The organism is Enterocloster sp. (assembly GCF_057861365.1).
Genome location: NZ_DBMACH010000001.1, coordinates 82,583 through 99,804, shown reverse-complemented (window position 1 = coordinate 99,804; position 17,222 = coordinate 82,583). Strand labels below are relative to the sequence as shown.

At 49.3% G+C, this 17,222-nt stretch carries 12 protein-coding genes; all 12 read right to left on the bottom strand.

Annotated features, from left to right (window positions below; all coding sequences use genetic code 11):
• Positions 1-9 precede the first annotated feature (9 nt).
• The 12 genes from rfbG to ACZM6M_RS00420 all read right to left on the bottom strand — a co-directional run bounded on the left by rfbG (position 10) and on the right by ACZM6M_RS00420 (position 17,110).
• The gene (gene rfbG, locus ACZM6M_RS00475; RefSeq protein WP_340276481.1) at positions 10-1,071 is read right to left on the bottom strand and encodes a CDP-glucose 4,6-dehydratase; all 1,062 of its coding nucleotides are present in this window, start codon (positions 1,069-1,071) and stop codon (positions 10-12) included.
• The gene (gene rfbF, locus ACZM6M_RS00470) at positions 1,068-1,865 is read right to left on the bottom strand and encodes a glucose-1-phosphate cytidylyltransferase (protein WP_066545966.1); all 798 of its coding nucleotides are present in this window, start codon (positions 1,863-1,865) and stop codon (positions 1,068-1,070) included. Before rfbF ends, rfbG begins: the two co-directional genes overlap by 4 nt.
• A 13-nt stretch (positions 1,866-1,878) precedes the next feature.
• Positions 1,879-3,351 (bottom strand): hypothetical protein, encoded by a 1,473-nt coding sequence (locus tag ACZM6M_RS00465; RefSeq protein WP_484076327.1) that lies wholly within the window; start codon positions 3,349-3,351, stop codon positions 1,879-1,881.
• Between the two features lie 37 nt (positions 3,352-3,388).
• Positions 3,389-5,251 (bottom strand): hypothetical protein, encoded by a 1,863-nt coding sequence (locus ACZM6M_RS00460; protein WP_489489341.1) that lies wholly within the window; start codon positions 5,249-5,251, stop codon positions 3,389-3,391.
• A 39-nt stretch (positions 5,252-5,290) separates the two neighbouring features.
• The gene (locus ACZM6M_RS00455; protein ID WP_489489339.1) at positions 5,291-7,672 is read right to left on the bottom strand and encodes a hypothetical protein; all 2,382 of its coding nucleotides are present in this window, start codon (positions 7,670-7,672) and stop codon (positions 5,291-5,293) included.
• 15 nt (positions 7,673-7,687) lie between these two features.
• Complete coding sequence (locus ACZM6M_RS00450) at positions 7,688-8,473, bottom strand: glycosyltransferase family 2 protein (RefSeq protein ID WP_489489337.1); 786 nt, start codon at positions 8,471-8,473, stop codon at positions 7,688-7,690.
• On the bottom strand, positions 8,463-9,113 hold the full coding sequence (locus ACZM6M_RS00445; protein WP_337433545.1) for a D-sedoheptulose-7-phosphate isomerase: 651 nt from the start codon (positions 9,111-9,113) through the stop codon (positions 8,463-8,465). Before ACZM6M_RS00445 ends, ACZM6M_RS00450 begins: the two co-directional genes overlap by 11 nt.
• 43 nt (positions 9,114-9,156) lie before the next feature.
• A complete protein-coding gene (gene gmhB / locus ACZM6M_RS00440) occupies positions 9,157-9,732 on the bottom strand; it encodes a D-glycero-beta-D-manno-heptose 1,7-bisphosphate 7-phosphatase (protein WP_337433544.1) in 576 nt (191 codons plus the stop codon).
• A 13-nt stretch (positions 9,733-9,745) separates the two neighbouring features.
• Positions 9,746-10,816 carry a GHMP family kinase ATP-binding protein gene (locus ACZM6M_RS00435; RefSeq protein ID WP_066545950.1) on the bottom strand — a complete coding sequence of 357 codons (1,071 nt, stop codon included), beginning with the start codon at positions 10,814-10,816 and terminating at the stop codon, positions 9,746-9,748.
• Between the two features lie 23 nt (positions 10,817-10,839).
• The gene (locus tag ACZM6M_RS00430; RefSeq protein ID WP_066545948.1) at positions 10,840-11,547 is read right to left on the bottom strand and encodes a nucleotidyltransferase family protein; all 708 of its coding nucleotides are present in this window, start codon (positions 11,545-11,547) and stop codon (positions 10,840-10,842) included.
• Between the two features lie 123 nt (positions 11,548-11,670).
• Entirely contained in the window at positions 11,671-15,693 is a 4,023-nt protein-coding gene (locus ACZM6M_RS00425; RefSeq protein WP_489489334.1) for a glycosyltransferase, read from the bottom strand.
• Positions 15,686-17,110, bottom strand: coding sequence for an ABC transporter ATP-binding protein (locus tag ACZM6M_RS00420; RefSeq protein WP_296035699.1), 1,425 nt, complete (start codon positions 17,108-17,110; stop codon positions 15,686-15,688). Before ACZM6M_RS00420 ends, ACZM6M_RS00425 begins: the two co-directional genes overlap by 8 nt.
• Between the last annotated feature and the right edge of the window lie 112 nt (positions 17,111-17,222).

Here is a 17,222-nt window from a genome sequence, read left to right as displayed (position 1 = left end):
CGCCCTTTCCTATGAAATGAAAAATTCGCGGATCTGGCGGTCCATCACCTCTGTCATATCCGCTCCCTCCAGATACTCCTTTGACCATTCCACAGTTTTCTCCACTGCTTCCTTTACGCCATATCTGGGCGTCCAGCCAAAGGTATGCTTGATCTTTGAGCAGTCCAGCTTCAGGAAATTCGCCTCATGGGGGCCGCCCATCCAGCGGTTCTCCCAGGTCTGTCCCTGTCCCCAGGCTGCGCAGAACAGATCTGCCAGCGTTCCCGTTGTCACACAGTCCTTGTCGTCCGGGCCTACATTATAATACCCCTCAAAGGTTCTGTCCTCATACTGCTTCATGGCAATGGCCAGATAAACAGCCAGAGGCTCCATCACATGCTGATACGGCCGGGTGGAATAGGGATTGCGGACAATAATGGTCTTTCCTGCCGCAGCTGCCCTCACACAGTCCGGAATGATCCTGTCTGCGGCAAAATCGCCTCCGCCGATCACATTTCCCGCCCGTGCGGTAGAAATGGCGCAACGTCCGTCCTCAAAAAAGGATTTTTTATAGCTGTGGGTCACAAGCTCGGAGCAGGATTTGCTGTTGGAATAGGGATCATAGCCATCCAGATTGTCACACTCCCGGTAGCCATACTCCCACTCCCGGTTCTCATAAACCTTATCCGTAGTCACATTTAAAAAGGAACGCACGCTCTCCGTCCGGCGGACGCACTCTAATACATTTACCGTACCCATTACATTTGTTTCATAGGTGTAAACCGGCTCCTGATAGGATTCCCGCACAATGGGCTGGGCTGCCAGATGAAATACGATCTCCGGCCGGGTTTCCTCAAATACGCGGCTTAAATGCTCCAGGTCGCGGATATCTCCAACCACACTCTTTATAGTGTCCTCCAGACCGGCAATTTCAAAAAGGCTGGGATCCGTAGGCGGAGTCAGGGAATAGCCCGTAACCTCTGCCCCGGAAAGAGTCAGGATGCGGGTAAGCCAGGAACCTTTAAAGCCCGTGTGTCCGGTGATCAGAACTTTTTTATTTCCATAAAATTCCTTTAATTCCTCAATTGTCATGGCTTAAGATCCTTTCTGTCATCCTTCCATATTTTCCAAGGCGCATTTCCCGATTGCCATAAGGCCTCCAGCTTTTTCATCTCTCTCTGTGTATCCATACACTGCCAGAATCCGCTGTGATAGAAGGATTTCATCTGTCCCTCTGCCGCCAGCCGCTCCATGGGTTCTCTCTCAAAAACTGTAGTATCATCCTTTAAATATTCAAATACTTCCGGATTCAGCACCATAAAGCCGCCGTTGATCAGCGCTCCGTCATTGTCATCCTTTTCCCTGAAGGAAAGTACGCTGTCATTATCATCAATATTTAAAACACCCTTTGACTGGCCCAGGTTTACGGTCGTAATCGTGGCAATCTTTCCATGGGATTTGTGAAAGTCTGCCAGGGCCTTTAAGTCCACATTAGAAACCCCGTCCCCGTATGTAAGCATAAAGGGCTCGTTTCCGATATAGGGCTGAATCCGCTTTACACGGCCTCCTGTCATGGTGTTAAGTCCCGTATCCACCAGAGTTACCTTCCACGGCTCGGAATAATTATTGTGAACCTCCATCCGGTTATTTGCCAGATCAAAGGTCACATCTGAGGTGTGAAGGAAATAGTCTGCAAAAAATTCCTTTACCACATACTGCTTATAGCCCAGACAGATCACAAAATCATGGTAGCCGAATTCGGAATAATACTTCATAATGTGCCACAGGATGGGCTTTTCACCGATCTCGATCATGGGCTTTGGTTTTAAGTGGCTTTCCTCACTGATACGGGTGCCGAAGCCCCCTGCTAATATTACAACTTTCATCGAATCTCCTCCATTAGCGAAATACATTCAACTGATTCTCTTCCAATATCTCAAATGCCTTTCGCAGCTTGTCCGTTCCCTTGCGGTATTCATACAGATCCGGGGCTGCGGGATTCATCTCCATCATCTCCTCATCGGTCAGGTGCGGCATCAGGGGGGCAAGCTCCCTCATCATCTCAAACCGTTCTTCCCGGTAAGGCGCTTTTTCTATCTCACGATATGTAGTATAACCATTTCCCAGAAGGATTGCAATACAGAATACGGCCCCAAAGATGCGGCCGGCTGCAGAGAGCCTGCTTTTCATCTGTACTGCCAGGGCAAAGGTCAGGATAATTCCCAGAATCCCCACCTGAAACTGCAGGGCATACCGGGAGCTTAACGCATAGTTTTCCTTTTCAAAAATGTATCTGGATAAAAAGATCAGCACATGATTTAAGGCGCCTCCCGTAAGGAGCATCATAGGGAAAAGGGATCTCTCATAAATTTTGTGCCGCAGATTCATCCATAAAGCCCACAGATAGCCTGCCGCCACAAAAAGCCCCAAAAGATAACAGAACCCATCTGTGATTTTCCCGTCTGAAATCCACTGGATCAGCTCCTCTCCTCCGATCAGCATTCCCGCCAGAGACTTTAAAAGAAAACGCACCGGAAAGGAGGGCGCATCCATTAAAAGCTCTCCCAGGGAACGGCCCGTCGCTCCGGCGTGCTCCTCCACCGCAAAGGAATTGCTGAGGATATAAAGCAGAAGGGGAATCAAAACTGCAAAAAGAAATGTCAGATACCTGCGAAAATCCCCCTTAGATCCCAACCCTTTTTCCCCTTCCAAAGCGGAACATTCTGACTGCTTTTGTTTTTTTCTCCACAGGTCTCTTACAATTCCCGCTGCTGAAGCCAGGATCATTACCACCGCATAGATTGCGCAGTACGGCCCTGCAGTTCCAAGGATAATAAGTACTGGCAGCAGGATCATGCGAAGGGTATCTCCTTTCTTCTCCTGTCCCGTCCACACCCGGTCAAAAACCAATTCATGGTAATAAAAACAGGCAAAGGCAAAAAAGTGGGACCAGCCGCTTCCATTTGTAAGCATCTCCCATTGATTCAGGCTGAATGTCACGGCCATTATAAGGAAAAGCCATATGCTCCCCAGCTTGTGACGGATAAAATACAGGCCGAATACCCAGGCCGCAAGCGCTGTGCTTACAGCCCCCAGAACCCGGTCAAAGGTAATGGAAAAGCCAAACAGCTCCACATTGATGATCCGTCCCAGATAGTTAATAGGAATTCTTGTCAGGACATCGGGCACAAAAAAGCGGTCCGGATCATAGACATCCGGCAGGTAGCTGTTTACCAGGCGGATATAATCGGAATAAACCACATCGCAGGTGGCATTTTTGATGTACCATAAAAGAAACGCCAGCCCCACTGCGGGAATCAGAAGGCAGAGCGCCTTTCTGTATACGTCTTTTCTGTTTGTTTCTGCCTTCATGATTCGTTACCTCCAAAATTCCCGGCTATTTCCGGCTTTATTCTGCCGAAATGTGAACAATAGCTGCCAGCCGGTCTTCGCCCCTCTGCTCCATCGCATTCTGCATATAAAAATTATAGTCAAAGGTCAGGTGCACCAGCTGCCAGGGGCTGGCCGTAAGGCGCGCATCCACCACACTGAAGTGAAGGGGAAGCTTTAAGGGCTCCTCCTGATCCTTTGTAATGGTAATCATTTCTCCGCCGCTCATAATGCCGGGATACATGATTTCCAGATCAATGATCCCTTCTTCTCCCGCCATCACGGTCAGAGAGGCGTGTTCATCCATCCAGCCGTCCTCATAGTAGCCGTAATCCACCTTGAGCTTTAAATCCCTTACAAAATCTGTAATATCCTGAAAACCATTGTGCTCCGGATCCTCCCGCAGCACCAGCATACTGTCATCCACCAGTCCGATGTCGCGGATGCTTTCAATCTTCTTTACCTGCGTTCCCTCGGCCAGTCTCTTTTTGTCAAAGACCTTAAAGAAGGTTCTGGCTGTAAAATCACTCATCTCATAGGTGTCTTCCATGATATAGATGATTTTTCCGAAAATCTCATCCCCATATTTTTCATAAGTTTCTTCTGCCAGAGAATTATAGCGCAGCTGATCTGGCCAGAGATAAAGCTTTGGATAGCAGCCTCTGTAAAAAAGCTCCACAGGGAACATGAAAAGCACATAGGCTCCAAAGAGCACGCCCCAGGGCCAGATGCGCTTCAGATAAAGCTCTTTTTTCACTCCATTTGTCAGCTCGCCGTACATCCAGGCCAGAAACAGCAATGCACCCGCTAAGGATACATAGATCCAGCGCAGTTCCACACGGATCGTAACGCTGGAGGATGCCACATTAAGCGCAATAAAGCCCGTAAATAAAAGGACATTTACCCAAAGGGCCGCCCGTTTTTCTTTCCTTTTTCTTCCAAACAACATTACAAGGAAACCAAGCACAATGGCAAGAACCGCCAGATCTGCCAGGATCACCAAAAGCTTAACCCAAAAAGGGCTCTGGCCCCAGTGGCAGCCGTTTAAGTGCTCCGATCCCGCATTGATCCCGAAAATGTAAGCTGCCTGACTGAAGGCAAAGCCAATGGCCTGAGGGATATTTAATGTTTCTGCCACCTGAGTGCCTCCCGTTCCTGCCGGAAGCACCGTACCGATGGTAAAGGCCCGGATGAGCTGAACCAGCCCGAAGCTTCCCACCGCTCCCACAATGCAGACAGGCCGTCTGCACCGGACCGCGATCAAGGCCAGAATGAGAAGAGGAAAGAGAGCCATATAACGCTCATGGACAAAGCAGACACCAAAATACAGCAGACAGGCCTTTAAAAACAGGCTGTCTCTGTGATCTTCATTGATATACCGGTACAGATTCCACAAAATTGCCGCTGCCATCCACAGCGCCATGGTTTCCATCAGCCCCAGCACCTGTCCGATCTGATAATAGGCCATACGGCTGGATAAAAACATGACGCCTGTAAAAAATCCAATGGCCTTTGCTCCGGAAAGCCTGCAGGCAATTCCATACAGATAGCAGGCCAGAGCTCCGTTTAAAAGGATGTTAATGGGTACGAACCATGACACATGATTTCCCACCACAGCCATTTCCAGCCAGGCTGCCAGATAATAAAGGAAGCGGAAACGGGTACTTCCCATGGGAAATACATACTGCAGAAAGCTCTGCTCTCCGTAGCAGGACCAGAAATACAGGTCATCCATATAAAGGCCCTTGATCTCGATTCCCCGGTTGACCCACACAGCCAGCCCGAAAAGCAGTCCCATAAAGATCAGATGATCCTTCCACTCATATTTTTTCTCCATTCTGGAAAATCCGATCCTGAATTTTATTCTGTCCTTTGCTTCCAATGCTTCTGCCTCCTTTATTCAGGTGTGTTTGCCGGACGCCTACCGGAATCCGTTCTCTCTCATACAGTAGTTTTGGCGGAAGCGCTCCGCCTCCTCTGTCTGAAGCTCCTCTGTTTTTTCATCTAAAGCCACACGGGCTTTCATATTTCCCCACTCAAAGGTAAGATCCCGCAGGGTTCCCTCTTCGATCATGTCTTCAACGATTTCAAAGGCCCTTGCCCGATCGGCCAGATATCCAGCCTGGACAAAGAAATAGTCAACCCCTGCATATTCCAGAAATTCTTCAAAATACGCAAGCTTCTTTACCAGATAAACATCTCCCCCGCTGCCGGTCACATCATAATAGCTCTGAACACAGCAGTTTAAATCCAGCACCTCAGGGTGGTATCCAAAAGCCAGTACCCGGTCTCTGGGTGAAAAGCTGGCTGCCAGCGCTTCATAGCCCCGGCGTATTTTCCGCTCGTTCTGTTCTGTCCTGTGGTTATAGCAGCCCGGCCCGGTCCATTTCACAGGGGTAAAGCCCGGTGTGCCGGCCCAGCTGGTGGTGCAGGATACCAGCGTATTGAATAGAAAAAATGGAACCGCCAGAAAACAGAGGCTTTTGTGAGCCCATTGATTCCCTGCCTCTTTCCGGGCTTTTATCCACGCCCCTGTCATGCGCACTGCGCTGATTCCAAGAACCGCATATACCAGCATAAAATAATTTCCGTCCACCTGGCTCAATGTATAAATGCTTAAAACAGAGCCTGCCAGAAGGATTCCTGTAAGAACGCCGTCAAACCGGTCATGACTGTTCATAAAAAGCCCGGACTGCTTTCCTGAGCGAAGCCGGAAAATAAGGTTTATGCACCACAAAATGAGAAGGATGGTCACAAGCCCCGTTCCCCAGGCAATGATCACATGATCCATATCTTCTCCCACAGGTGCAAGAAGAATCCCTTTCAGACGCTCCATGAGCCTTTCTGCCTTCTCACCTGCCGACAGAGCCCAGGGATCCCCGATGACCCGTGAAAAATTAAAGGGATATTTTACCTCAAAACCGATCTTTTCGCACATTCCGGCAAAAATAGAAGTGATCGGTACTCCCGTGATCCTCCATGTGCGGTACCACAATCCGGCTGCAGCCATAAGCGGAAGCATCCAGAGGAAAACTCCCCTTTTATTTCCAATTTTTAAATTTTTCCCAAGCAGCAGGCATAACAGTCCTGCCGCGCCCAGTGCCGTAGAAAACACCAGTGCGGTAGGCTTGAAAACAAGGGTCACAATATAAGCCGCCACTGCAAAGAGCAGCCATGGAACCGCCTGTTTCCCCTGCTCCTTCTTACCAATGGCAAGGCAGAGGAAATCATAAATGATCAGCTGGTACAAAAGGGTAATGCTGTCGCTCTTTGCAGACACTGCCATATTCATAATGCCCGGAATGGCAGCACATACAGCGGCTGTCCACAAAGCCATGGTTTTTCCGCCGTTTCTCCCGCCTATATGTCCAGCCAGAAGCACTGTTCCCACAGTTGTCCAGAAGGAAAAAGCCAGGACGAAACCATAGGTAGGAGTACCTGACAGCGGAAGGTTTAAAACCTCCAGCCCCTTGCTGTAGCTGTACACCAGATTATTCATTCCCAGGTTTTCATAAATTCCCTTCCCATTATCCAGCACAAAACCGGAACGCAGGCCGTAGTGAAGGGAATCATAATCCAGCTCTATATTCAGCCGTCCTGCCTGCAAAAGAACCATGGTAAGGATAAACGCCCATAAAAGAGCCTGTGGGAAGGTATCCGGAAGCACAGCCTGCCAGAAGGCCTCTCTGTTCGGAATCGCTTTTCTTTCCTGCTGCTTTCTGCTCTCATTTTTTCTCCTGATTTGGATTGCCGCACATACCGCCAGTGTTCCCGCAGTAAGGATCAGGGCCAGAATCCGCCAAAAGGGAACTCCTCCATGGCCTGTAAGGGAAATCACGCAGACAATGACCATCCATAAGGCGCTTCCTGTTACAAGGCCCAGAGCCAGAGTCTCTGCCCAGTGGATATTCTCCCATTCTTTCCTGGTCAGATCCTGCATCCTTTTCCGGCCTCCCATCAGCCACCCGTTCAGCCATCTTCCCAGACAGATTAAAACTGCAATCCACACTCCTGATATAACAGCAGGAACAAGCATCTGATGACACCAGGCAAACAGAAGGCTTCCCACACTGATTCCCAAAATCTGGGCTTTACGGTTCTTTACTCTGGAAAGCCACAGAAGGTTCCATAAAAATACGGCCAGCACCTGGGCCAGCATGGTCTTTGTTTCCTCTTTTTTCAGTATCTCCCCCAGAGAACCGGTTAAAAACAGCTCAAATACTCCGATTCCCAGCACAATGGCCCCGGCTGCCCAGAGCAGAACCAGGACCATTTTCATCTCTCTTCGTCTGATGCCGCACATCCTGAAACATTTCCTTTACTCGTATTCCTTATATGCAGAGGCATATCCCCGCATCAAAAACCGGACCACCGGCTCCGGCCAGAAACGGGCAAACATTTCCCGTTCCTCCTTTGCCCTCCGGTTATCCTCCATACAGGCCTTTGTCGCCGCCCCGTCGTGAACCCGATAGTACATAAGAGGTTTTTCACGGCAGATAAAACGGCCCGGACGCTCTGCAAGCTGCACCAGATTATCCCAGTCTAACGCGTAGCTGTACTCAGAACGCACAAGAGGTTCTCCCAACAGGGACTTGTGGTAGGTGGTCGCAGGGCAGCAGATGGAGTTTCCAAGCATCAAAGGCAGGCGTTTTACCCAGGTAAAGCCATTAAACGCAGGACAGCGAAGAGGCAGGCGCAGGATGCGTTTCACCCACAAAAGCCTGTCTCCTGTAATGGTTTTTCCGCCCTTTGTAATCACGTAATCCGTTGTGAAAACCGTCATATCCGGCCATTTTCCGGCTGCCTTCAAAAGCTCTGCCGCATACTCCTTATGATACACATCATCCTGATGAGCAATCGTCACATATTCCCCATCTGCCATTTCATAGGCATAATTCCAGTCATCCCGGATGCTGCTCTCTCCCCGGCGCACATAAAGGGGCAGCTCATACTTCTCTGCCATCTGCTCTAAAAATTCACTGGGAGAAGATGTACAGAGGATAACCGGCGACGGCTGGCTCTGAGTCTTTAAAGAGCGGATACAGGTTTCCAGCCAGGGCGACTGCCCATAGGCCGGAATGGCAAACACGTGCTTATACCTCATAAAAATACTCCTCTAACATCAGGCACAGGGCATGATAAACCGGCAGATGAAATTCCTGTATCTTAAAGGTTTCCTGCTCCGGAACCACAATACAGGCATCCGTCATCGCCTTTAAACGGCCGCCATCCCTTCCTGTAAGGCCAATGACCTTTAAGCCTGCTGCTTTTGCCACAGCTGCTGCATACAGGATATTCTTTGAATTTCCGGAGGTGGTAATTCCTAAAAATACGTCTCCCTTTCTTCCGTAACCATAGACCTGCTGTGCAAAGCCCATGCTTCCGTCCACATCATTTAAAAAGGCTGTGGAAAGGGCGGGATGACCCGTAAGGGCAATGGCAGGAAGAGCCCCCTGAAGCCGCTTTGCCAGTTCCTCTCCAAGCTCCGGCTCTGCCTCCTTAAGCTTCTGTTCAAAGGCAGAAGTCACCGGACGCCGTTTTACAAACCCCTTCATCAGTTCCCCCACAATATGCTCGCTGTCCGCACAGCTTCCGCCGTTTCCGGCTATGAGAAGCGTTCCATCCTGCAAAAAGGCATCCCTGAGAATTTCATATGTCTTAAAAATGTCCTCTTTTACAGGCATCAGTACCGGATAGCGCTCCATCAACTCCTTAAGAATCAAATCTACCTTACTGCCGTTCATCCTGTTACCTCTCTTTTTTCCTGAAATATATCACGTCTCTGCTTTACTGCCGCCTTAAAATCCAGTCCGCAGCCTGGGGCAGATTCTCTGCATAATAATCATATGAGGGCGCTTCATCCTTCTTCGCCCGACTGGCTTCATAAAGCTCCTTCCCATATCCCGTTCCTACCAGAATGGAGGTCACACCGTAGTTCTTCCCCGCCTGCGTGTCTAAAAGCTTATCTCCAATCATATAGGAATGGGACTTATCTGCTGTAAACCGCTCTTCTGCCTGCAAAAACATACCGATTCCCGGTTTCCGGCAGCTGCACTCCTTTTTATAGCTCCCGATTCCGTGAACCGGATGGTGGGGACAGTAATAAAAGCCGTCTATTTCGGCCCCCTCTGCCGCCAGCAGCTCATTCATATACCGATGAAGGACTTTTACATCCTCTTCCGTATAATATCCTCTGGCTACCCCGGCCTGATTGGTGACCACCACCAGCTTAAATCCGGCCTCCTTAAGCCTTCTCAAAGCTTCCGGCACCCCGGCTAGCAGATGCATATCCTCCGGACGGTGCAGATAATTTACCTCTTCATTCAGCGTGCCGTCCCGGTCCAAAAATACAATTTTTTCCATATCTCATTCCTGCTTACAGATCAAAGGTATAGATCTTATTTGGCATATGGACCTTTACCTGATCGTACTTCCAGCGCTCCTCGTCTGCCACCCAGCTCTGGGCTCCGCGCAGTTCAAAATTCCAGTCTGCCAGCTGGCCTCCTGCCTGCTCCATACGGGCCGCTACCTTGTGGCGCACATTGTATGGGCAGTACATGAGAAGATAACCGCCACCGCCGGCTCCAAGGAGCTTTCCTCCCAGGGCTCCGGCCTTGATCGCCTCGTCATAAAGCATATCAATCTGAGGATTGGTGATCTTGCTGCTCATGCGCTTTTTGCTTTTCCATCCATAGTCAAGGAGTTTTCCGAAGCTGTGGAGGTTTCCCTTTAACAGCTCGTCCTTCATGGCATAAGCCAGGGCCTTTACCTCACACATGGCCTCAAAGGCATCCTTTTTCTCGTAATTCTGTACCTGATCCCTGATAATGTTGGCAGATACATGGATATTTCCCGTATAGCACAGTAAAAGGTTGTATTGCAGCTCATGGATAATGTCCTTTTTGATTCTCAAGGGATTTACAACTACGTTGTTTCTGCCGTGGAACTCAATAAAATTAAAGCCGCCGAAGGCCGCCGCATACTGATCCTGATAGCCGCCGTCAATCTTTAAATCCAGCCGCTCCACCTGATAGGCCAGATCCGCCATGGCATAGGCGTCCATCATGATCCCCTTCCATCTTGCCATAGCCGTAAGCATGGCTACCATCACAGTAGAGGAGGTTCCAAGGCCTGAGCCGGGAGGCGCGTCGCACTGTAAATATACCTCGCAGCCCTGGCTGATCTCCATCGCCTTAAGAGCCGCTGTTACCAAATCCAGACGGCCGTCATAGACGTAGTTTTCCTTTGTATTGTACTTTACTGTCATATCGAAATCCAGAGAATGGACAATGATCTGATCGTCCTCTCTGGGTACGATAGAGCAGTAGGCATATTTATTGATGGTGCTCCCAATAATTGCGCCGCCCTGCTCCTCGCAGAAAGGGGCTACATCCGTGCCGCCTCCGCCGAAGCTGACCCGCAGGGGTGCTCTGCCTCTGATTACCATATTTTTCTCCTTCCGTTTCTTACCTACCGGACAACGCCTGTTTCTACATCCCTCTGGAACTGGAAATAAGCCTCCGGAATACCGATATCAATGAAATAACCGTCATTTACAAAGCCGCCCAGCCGCTTTCCCTCTGACAGCCAGCAGGGAATCCTGTCATTTTCCAGAGATACCTTTCCCTCCGGAATCTCGTCTAAAAGGCTTTTTTTCATAAGGTAAATACCGCCGTTTATGGTGCCGGATTCTGCCTCCTGTGTCTTTTCATTAAAGCCTGTAAGGATGCCCTTTTCATCTAAAACAGCCTGACCATAGCGGGATACGTCCGGCACTCTGCGCAGCACCAGCGCCATGTCCAGCTGCTGCTCATCCTGCTGCCTTACCAGTCTTGTATAGTCAATCTGGTAAAAGGTATCTGCATTGAGAACGAAAAAACGATCCTCTGTAATGAATTTTCCGGCATTTTTAATGGCCCCTGCGGTGCCTAGGAGAGTTTCCTCATAGGCGTAAGCTGCATGAAAGCCAAAATCGCTGCCGTCTTTAAAATATTCTTCCACCATGGAGCCCTTATAGCCTACGGCAAAAATAATATCCCTGACGCCGTTTCGCACCAGTTCTCTGGTAACGTACTCCATAAATGGTTTTTCCTGTATGAGAGCCATTGGCTTGGGACGGTCGCTTACTACGCTGCGTAAACGGGTGCCCAGACCTCCGGCGAGAAGTATTGCCTGCATTTTGTTCTCCTTAAATGTATACTTAAATTCCTCAGTGCTGACCTCGAAAACGCTGCGCGTTTCCTCGGTCGCGGGCGTTCGCCCTATAGCCATGCAGCTTTCCCCGTCGAAAAGTAAGCGAGCTTACTTTTCAACGTGAAATTCTGCATGGCTGCACTGCTCACTGCTGTCGCGAAAGTCCTCCTCTATCACCTTCCATGCGCCTTCGAGGCTGAAGTGTCTGCGGATATAGTCCTGAGTGGCGTGACACATACTCCGGCAGCGGGCAGGATCGTTGTAGAGAGATACACATTTTTCTGCAAATGCAGCCGGATCATCCTCGATTTCCAGTATGGTTTCTACCTCCGGGATTCCTTCGGCTCCAGTGCCGGTTGTGACAATGGACGCTCCGTTGTAGATGGCTTCTACCACCTTGCCCTTTACGCCGGCCCCGTACCGCAGGGGAACGACTACGATGCGGCAGGAGGCATACAGCTCAGCCAGCTCTTCTTCACTTACAAAGCCCTTTATGATAATTCCGTTTCCAGGCTGCTCAAGGGCCTTTATCTCATCCGTAACCTTGGAGCCTACCACATAGAAGTTTATCTCCGGAAGTTTTTCCCGGATCAGCGGGAAGATCTCCTGTGCGAACCACAGCACTGCATCCGCATTGGGCGGATGAGCAAATCCGCCTACAAAGAGCAGTCCTTCTCTCTTTGCGAAGTCCTCCTGGATATTGGCAAGAAATTCATCGTATACATAGGCTGTAATGGCCTTTACCGGGATTTCCGGGTCAATCTTGTGGATGGCATCTACCTCCACATAGGACGGATAATAGGAAATGGCCGCCTTCCGCATCATGGACAGCTCAATGGCTTTCCAGTAATCAGCCTCACGCTTGATTGAAATATCGCCTGTAAGAGCATACTCCCGTCCCAGACGCAGGAAATGAAGGTCATGGCCGTAATAAATCACTTTGATATTCGTATTTTCCTTAATAAAGTCCACATATTTTGTGGCAATATGGGGCCGGTTTAAATAGGCAAAATCAATTTCATCCTTATTCCGTTTCAGCCAGTCCCAGATACCGGAAGCCCAGTCATCCCCGTAGAGGATCTCAATTCCCATCTGCTGGAGAGCCGTGGAATAGGGTTCCTCATGGAGGAAGTTGTCTCCCAGGAATTTTACCACATAGCCCTTTTTCAGGAACATTTTCAGATACTGATAGGTGGTCTTGGAGCCTGCGTCCTTATCAAAGGTAGGCACATAGTGATCCACTACCAGGATCACCTTTTTACCCTGGCTTCTCTCCCTTGCCCTGAATGGATTGGGATTTCCGTCATTGACAGACTGACGCTTAAACTCATCCGCCCATTTTTCCCGAAGCTTTTTGCTGTTTTCCACCTGATACCGCTTCAGGCCCGTACCGTTTACATCCGTACCGTTGGACACCCCTTCAAAATGAATGACTTTGGATAGAGGCTGATATACCACCCGGTATCCGGCTTTTCTCACCTCAAAGGCCAGATCAGAATCTTCACAGTAGGCAGGAGCAAACCGCTCGTCAAAGCCGCCGATCTGCTTCCAGAGCTGAACGGATAAAAGGATGGCGGCGCCGGAAATGTAGTCCACGTCCTTTACATAGTTGTACTCTGCCTTATCTGGGTCATCCAGCCGCCCATAGTTCCAGCCGGAGCCGTCGCTCCACAGAATGCCTCCGGCCTCCTGAAGACGTCCGTCCGGATACACCAGCTTGGAGCCTACCATACCGATAGACGGGTCGGATTCGATCAGCTTCACCAGAGAAGATAGCCACCCTTCCGTCACCTTGGTATCATTATTTAAAAACATGATATATTTGCCCCTGGCTGCCTTTGCCGCCTGGTTGCAGTTTCTTAAAAAGCCCTGATTGGTCTGATTGCGGCAGATCACCAGCCCGTCCACAAAACGGCTGATTTCCGCCGTTGCATCTGTTGACACATCATCTGCAATGATGACCTCATAGGTCACGTCCTTCGTATATTCCAGAATGGACTGAAGACAGGCATAGGTGTAGTGGATCTGGTTATAACAGGGGATCACAATGGAGACTAAGGGCCCTTCCCAGCCATTTTTTCCCTCTTTTCCCTCTCCCGGATACTGCGGGAAGGAAAGGTGGCCTCCGGTGAGATAGCCCTCGCCAATCTTAAAATCACCCTCAATCAGGTTGCGGCCCTCTTTGGTGGCATACATCTTCATGTATCTTGCAGGGTGGCGCACCGTATGGAAGCAGTAGTTCAATACCTTGCGCTTTCTGGTTCCCTTTGGGAATGCCTTATTGACCTGAACACCCAGCTTTCTGCGAAGCTTGTATACAGCCGCTTCATGACCATTCAAATAGGTGGCAAGCTTACCCAGCTCGTCAATCTCATGGCGCAGATCCTTAATCATGATTTCCAGGTTCTTTACATGATTATTGGTAAGGCGCAGAATCTCCTGATCCTTTTTCACCTGAATATTGCGCTCCTCCACCTCTTCCTGAAGCTGGTTGATCCGCTCTCTGGCCTGATCCAGTTCCTTTTCCTGGGCCTTTAATTCCTCTAAGGTCACCAGACGCTGTTTATAATTACCCATATACCCCTGAGTGCCGTCTCCGTGTACCCAGGACTGGAAGGATTCCTCCATGGCAGCATACAGCCCGGACAGTTCTTCCCCGATTCCGAATTCCTTCAGGAAATCAGCTGCATTTTCATAGTCCATCAGGCCTTCATATTTATAATAGAAATAAACCAGATTCCTATAGCAGACAAAACCTGCCGGAACAGGGAAATCAAAGACCCATTCATAATCCAGGCAGTACAGCTTGCCGCCGCTTACCATCAGATTTTCAAACAGGCCGTCAATATTGCTGACTGCATAGGAAGCATCCGACAGGGCAGACAGCTGCTGTTCCAATTCTCCCGAAGCGCTGTCCTGTGAATCTTCTGCCGGATTCCTTCCAAACACCTCCAGAAATTCCGGTGTCACATAAAAGGACTCCGGGCGCAGGGCTGCCTTTGAGAAGACCTGTTCCATCGCTGCCTGAATTGCCTCAACCGGAGCCTTCTTTCCCCGGATCTGCCCGCCAAGCTCCTCTGCCAGCGTCTTTCCTGTAAGAAACTCAAACCGTACCGCCTGCTTATCCTCAGAAAAATGCGGTTCCAGCACACGAACTTCAGGATTTACCTTGGAGAGCTTCTCATGCTTTTCCTCCATAGAACCAATATGTGCTCCGGATGCCTCTGTAAGAGCAGCCTTTTCCACATATCGCTTTCCATTTTCTTCTAAAATGCGGGTGCGGATCTGAAACTGAGGTTTTCTGGTCCGGTTATATTTTGCAAAAATCGTATCAAAGGGCTCCTGCTCCTTAGAGGCCACTGCCAGATAGGCATTGGCGAAAAGTCCAAAGGCCTTTTCCTGAACCAGCTTATCGGAAATCTCATCCTCATGGATGCAGGCCCAGCGCTGGCGGTCATAGACTGCGGTCACATGGGGAATATCGCCCTTTCCGGGAAGATACCGGTCGGAATACACCGTCTGAGCCCGCTTATACTCCGGCATGGGATAATAAAATTCTACGGTTTCAAGGCCTGCCTCACGAAAAGCCGCCTCCAGTTCTCCCTTGGTAAATGCACTCTCATCCTCATCATGGACAGCACCAGATAAAAAGCACAGTCCCAGGGCATTTTCACAGGAAAACACCAGACGGCCTCCCTGTTTTACATACTGAGAAGCCTCCTTTACAACGGCCTTTAAGTCCATGTCCGGGCGGGAAGATTCTAAAACCACAAGATCGTAAGCTGCTCTGTGGTCTTCCTTCTTCCAATCGATTTCTTTTATATAGGAAATATTGTCCGCACTGCTGTTTCTCTGCTCATTCACCACCAGATTTTCATCCCTGCGGTCCGTTACAGTCACATGGGCGCAGCGCTCTGCAAACAATCCGGTGAGAACCCCATAGCCGGAATCCAGCTGCAGTACATTTTCACATTTTTCCAGCTCCATCCAGTCGAAAAGATTTTTCCGGACATCGGAAAGAGCATACAGCACCTCCGGACGGCTGTCATTTTCAAGGATTTTCTGAATCCCCTCCGGATCGGAGCCGTATTTTTTTAAGAGATCCAGAATCTCATAGCTTATATCATTCATCTGCTTTCCTCTTTTCCGCTTTCACCTGGGATTCCATATCGTAAACGCCCACAGTGTTTTTATTGGAAATAACAGTAATATTTGTCACATCATATAAACGGTGGTATACCGTATGCTCTCCGGCCTCGAAGCCGGTACAGCTCATGCTTAACAGGTACTCACCGCCCTGAAGGGTCATCTTCTGGGTAAATTCCACCACATATTCCTCGCCCTTTTTCACCGGTTGAATATCCGCTCCCTCAAACATGGTGTTGGTGCCTGTAAGCTCGGTTCCCTTTTTATCTTTAATGGTATAGGTAAAAATAGGCGACTGAATATCCGCATGGAAACGGATGCATTCACGGATAGTAAACATCTCTCCTTTTAACAGGAGATTTGTAATATTACCTCTGGCGTCTAAAAGACCCAGGTCATAGATTTCTGCTCGTCCGTCGCCATATTCCGTACGGTCTGAATTGATCGTCATCTGGTCGCGCATCAGCCCCTTGGGATGCTGATTTGTTGTTCCGGCGCTCTCATGGTTGTCAAGAAATGTTTTTTTTGCCAGCTGTGCATCAACAAGGCCGTCTACGTCCATACCGCCTGAGAAATCTGAAAGGTCATCCTCTGTGCCGGACTGCTGATCCGTTTTATGGACTCCTGCTGCCAGCTCCGCCTTCAGCTCCTCCAGCTTTCCGGCCAGAATCTTCTTATACATATCCACCACTTTGCCCGCAGGCCCTTCAGCGATAAATTCGCCCTTATGAAGCAGAACCACCCGGTCACAGTATTTGATAATGCTTCCCATATCGTGTGTAACCATCAGGATGGTCGTGCCCTTTTTGCGGATCTCCTCCATCCGGCGGTAGCATTTGGACTGGAAGAATACATCTCCTACCGACAGAGCCTCATCTACGATCAGAATTTCAGGATCTACGTTGATCGCAAGAGCAAAGGCCAGACGGACAAACATACCGCTGGAATAGGTCTTTACCGGCTGATAGACAAAATCTCCGATTTCAGCAAAATCCAGAATATCCTGAAGCTTTGCATCCATCTCCTTTTTCGTATAGCCCATCATGGTGCCGTTCATGTAGATATTTTCAATTCCCGTATAATCCATATTAAAACCGGCTCCCAGCTCCAAAAGGGCGGAAATCTTGCCGTTTACATCCACCTGCCCGGTGGTTGGCGTCAGCACTCCGGTGATAATCTTTAAAATGGTAGACTTTCCGGAACCATTTGTACCGATGATCCCTACGGTTTCCCCCTTCTTTACCTGAAAGGAAAGTCCGCTTAAAGCATAAAAGTCCCTGTGATAATTTTTATGGGAAATGCTCATCGATTCCTTTAAACGGTCAATGGGCTTGTCATACAGCCGGTAGACCTTGGTCACGTCCCGGACGCTGATGGCATTTTCCTGTTCTCTTACTTCCATATCGTTCTCCATATCTAGTCGCATAACTGCATAGTTTTCCACTTTAAGAATAAGTATATCATACAATGGCAAATTTTTATACTGGTAAAAAGAATAAAAACCGCCTTAACAG

Coding starts and splice junctions, on each gene's coding strand:
- rfbG (WP_340276481.1), bottom strand. CDS start 1,071: ATGACAATTGAGGAATTAAAGGAATTTTATGGAAATAAAAAAGTTCTG.
- rfbF (WP_066545966.1), bottom strand. CDS start 1,865: ATGAAAGTTGTAATATTAGCAGGGGGCTTCGGCACCCGTATCAGTGAG.
- ACZM6M_RS00465 (WP_484076327.1), bottom strand. CDS start 3,351: ATGAAGGCAGAAACAAACAGAAAAGACGTATACAGAAAGGCGCTCTGC.
- ACZM6M_RS00455 (WP_489489339.1), bottom strand. CDS start 7,672: ATGTGCGGCATCAGACGAAGAGAGATGAAAATGGTCCTGGTTCTGCTC.
- ACZM6M_RS00450 (WP_489489337.1), bottom strand. CDS start 8,473: ATGAGGTATAAGCACGTGTTTGCCATTCCGGCCTATGGGCAGTCGCCC.
- ACZM6M_RS00445 (WP_337433545.1), bottom strand. CDS start 9,113: ATGAACGGCAGTAAGGTAGATTTGATTCTTAAGGAGTTGATGGAGCGC.
- gmhB (WP_337433544.1), bottom strand. CDS start 9,732: ATGGAAAAAATTGTATTTTTGGACCGGGACGGCACGCTGAATGAAGAG.
- ACZM6M_RS00435 (WP_066545950.1), bottom strand. CDS start 10,816: ATGGTAATCAGAGGCAGAGCACCCCTGCGGGTCAGCTTCGGCGGAGGC.
- ACZM6M_RS00430 (WP_066545948.1), bottom strand. CDS start 11,547: ATGCAGGCAATACTTCTCGCCGGAGGTCTGGGCACCCGTTTACGCAGC.
- ACZM6M_RS00425 (WP_489489334.1), bottom strand. CDS start 15,693: ATGAATGATATAAGCTATGAGATTCTGGATCTCTTAAAAAAATACGGC.
- ACZM6M_RS00420 (WP_296035699.1), bottom strand. CDS start 17,110: ATGGAAGTAAGAGAACAGGAAAATGCCATCAGCGTCCGGGACGTGACC.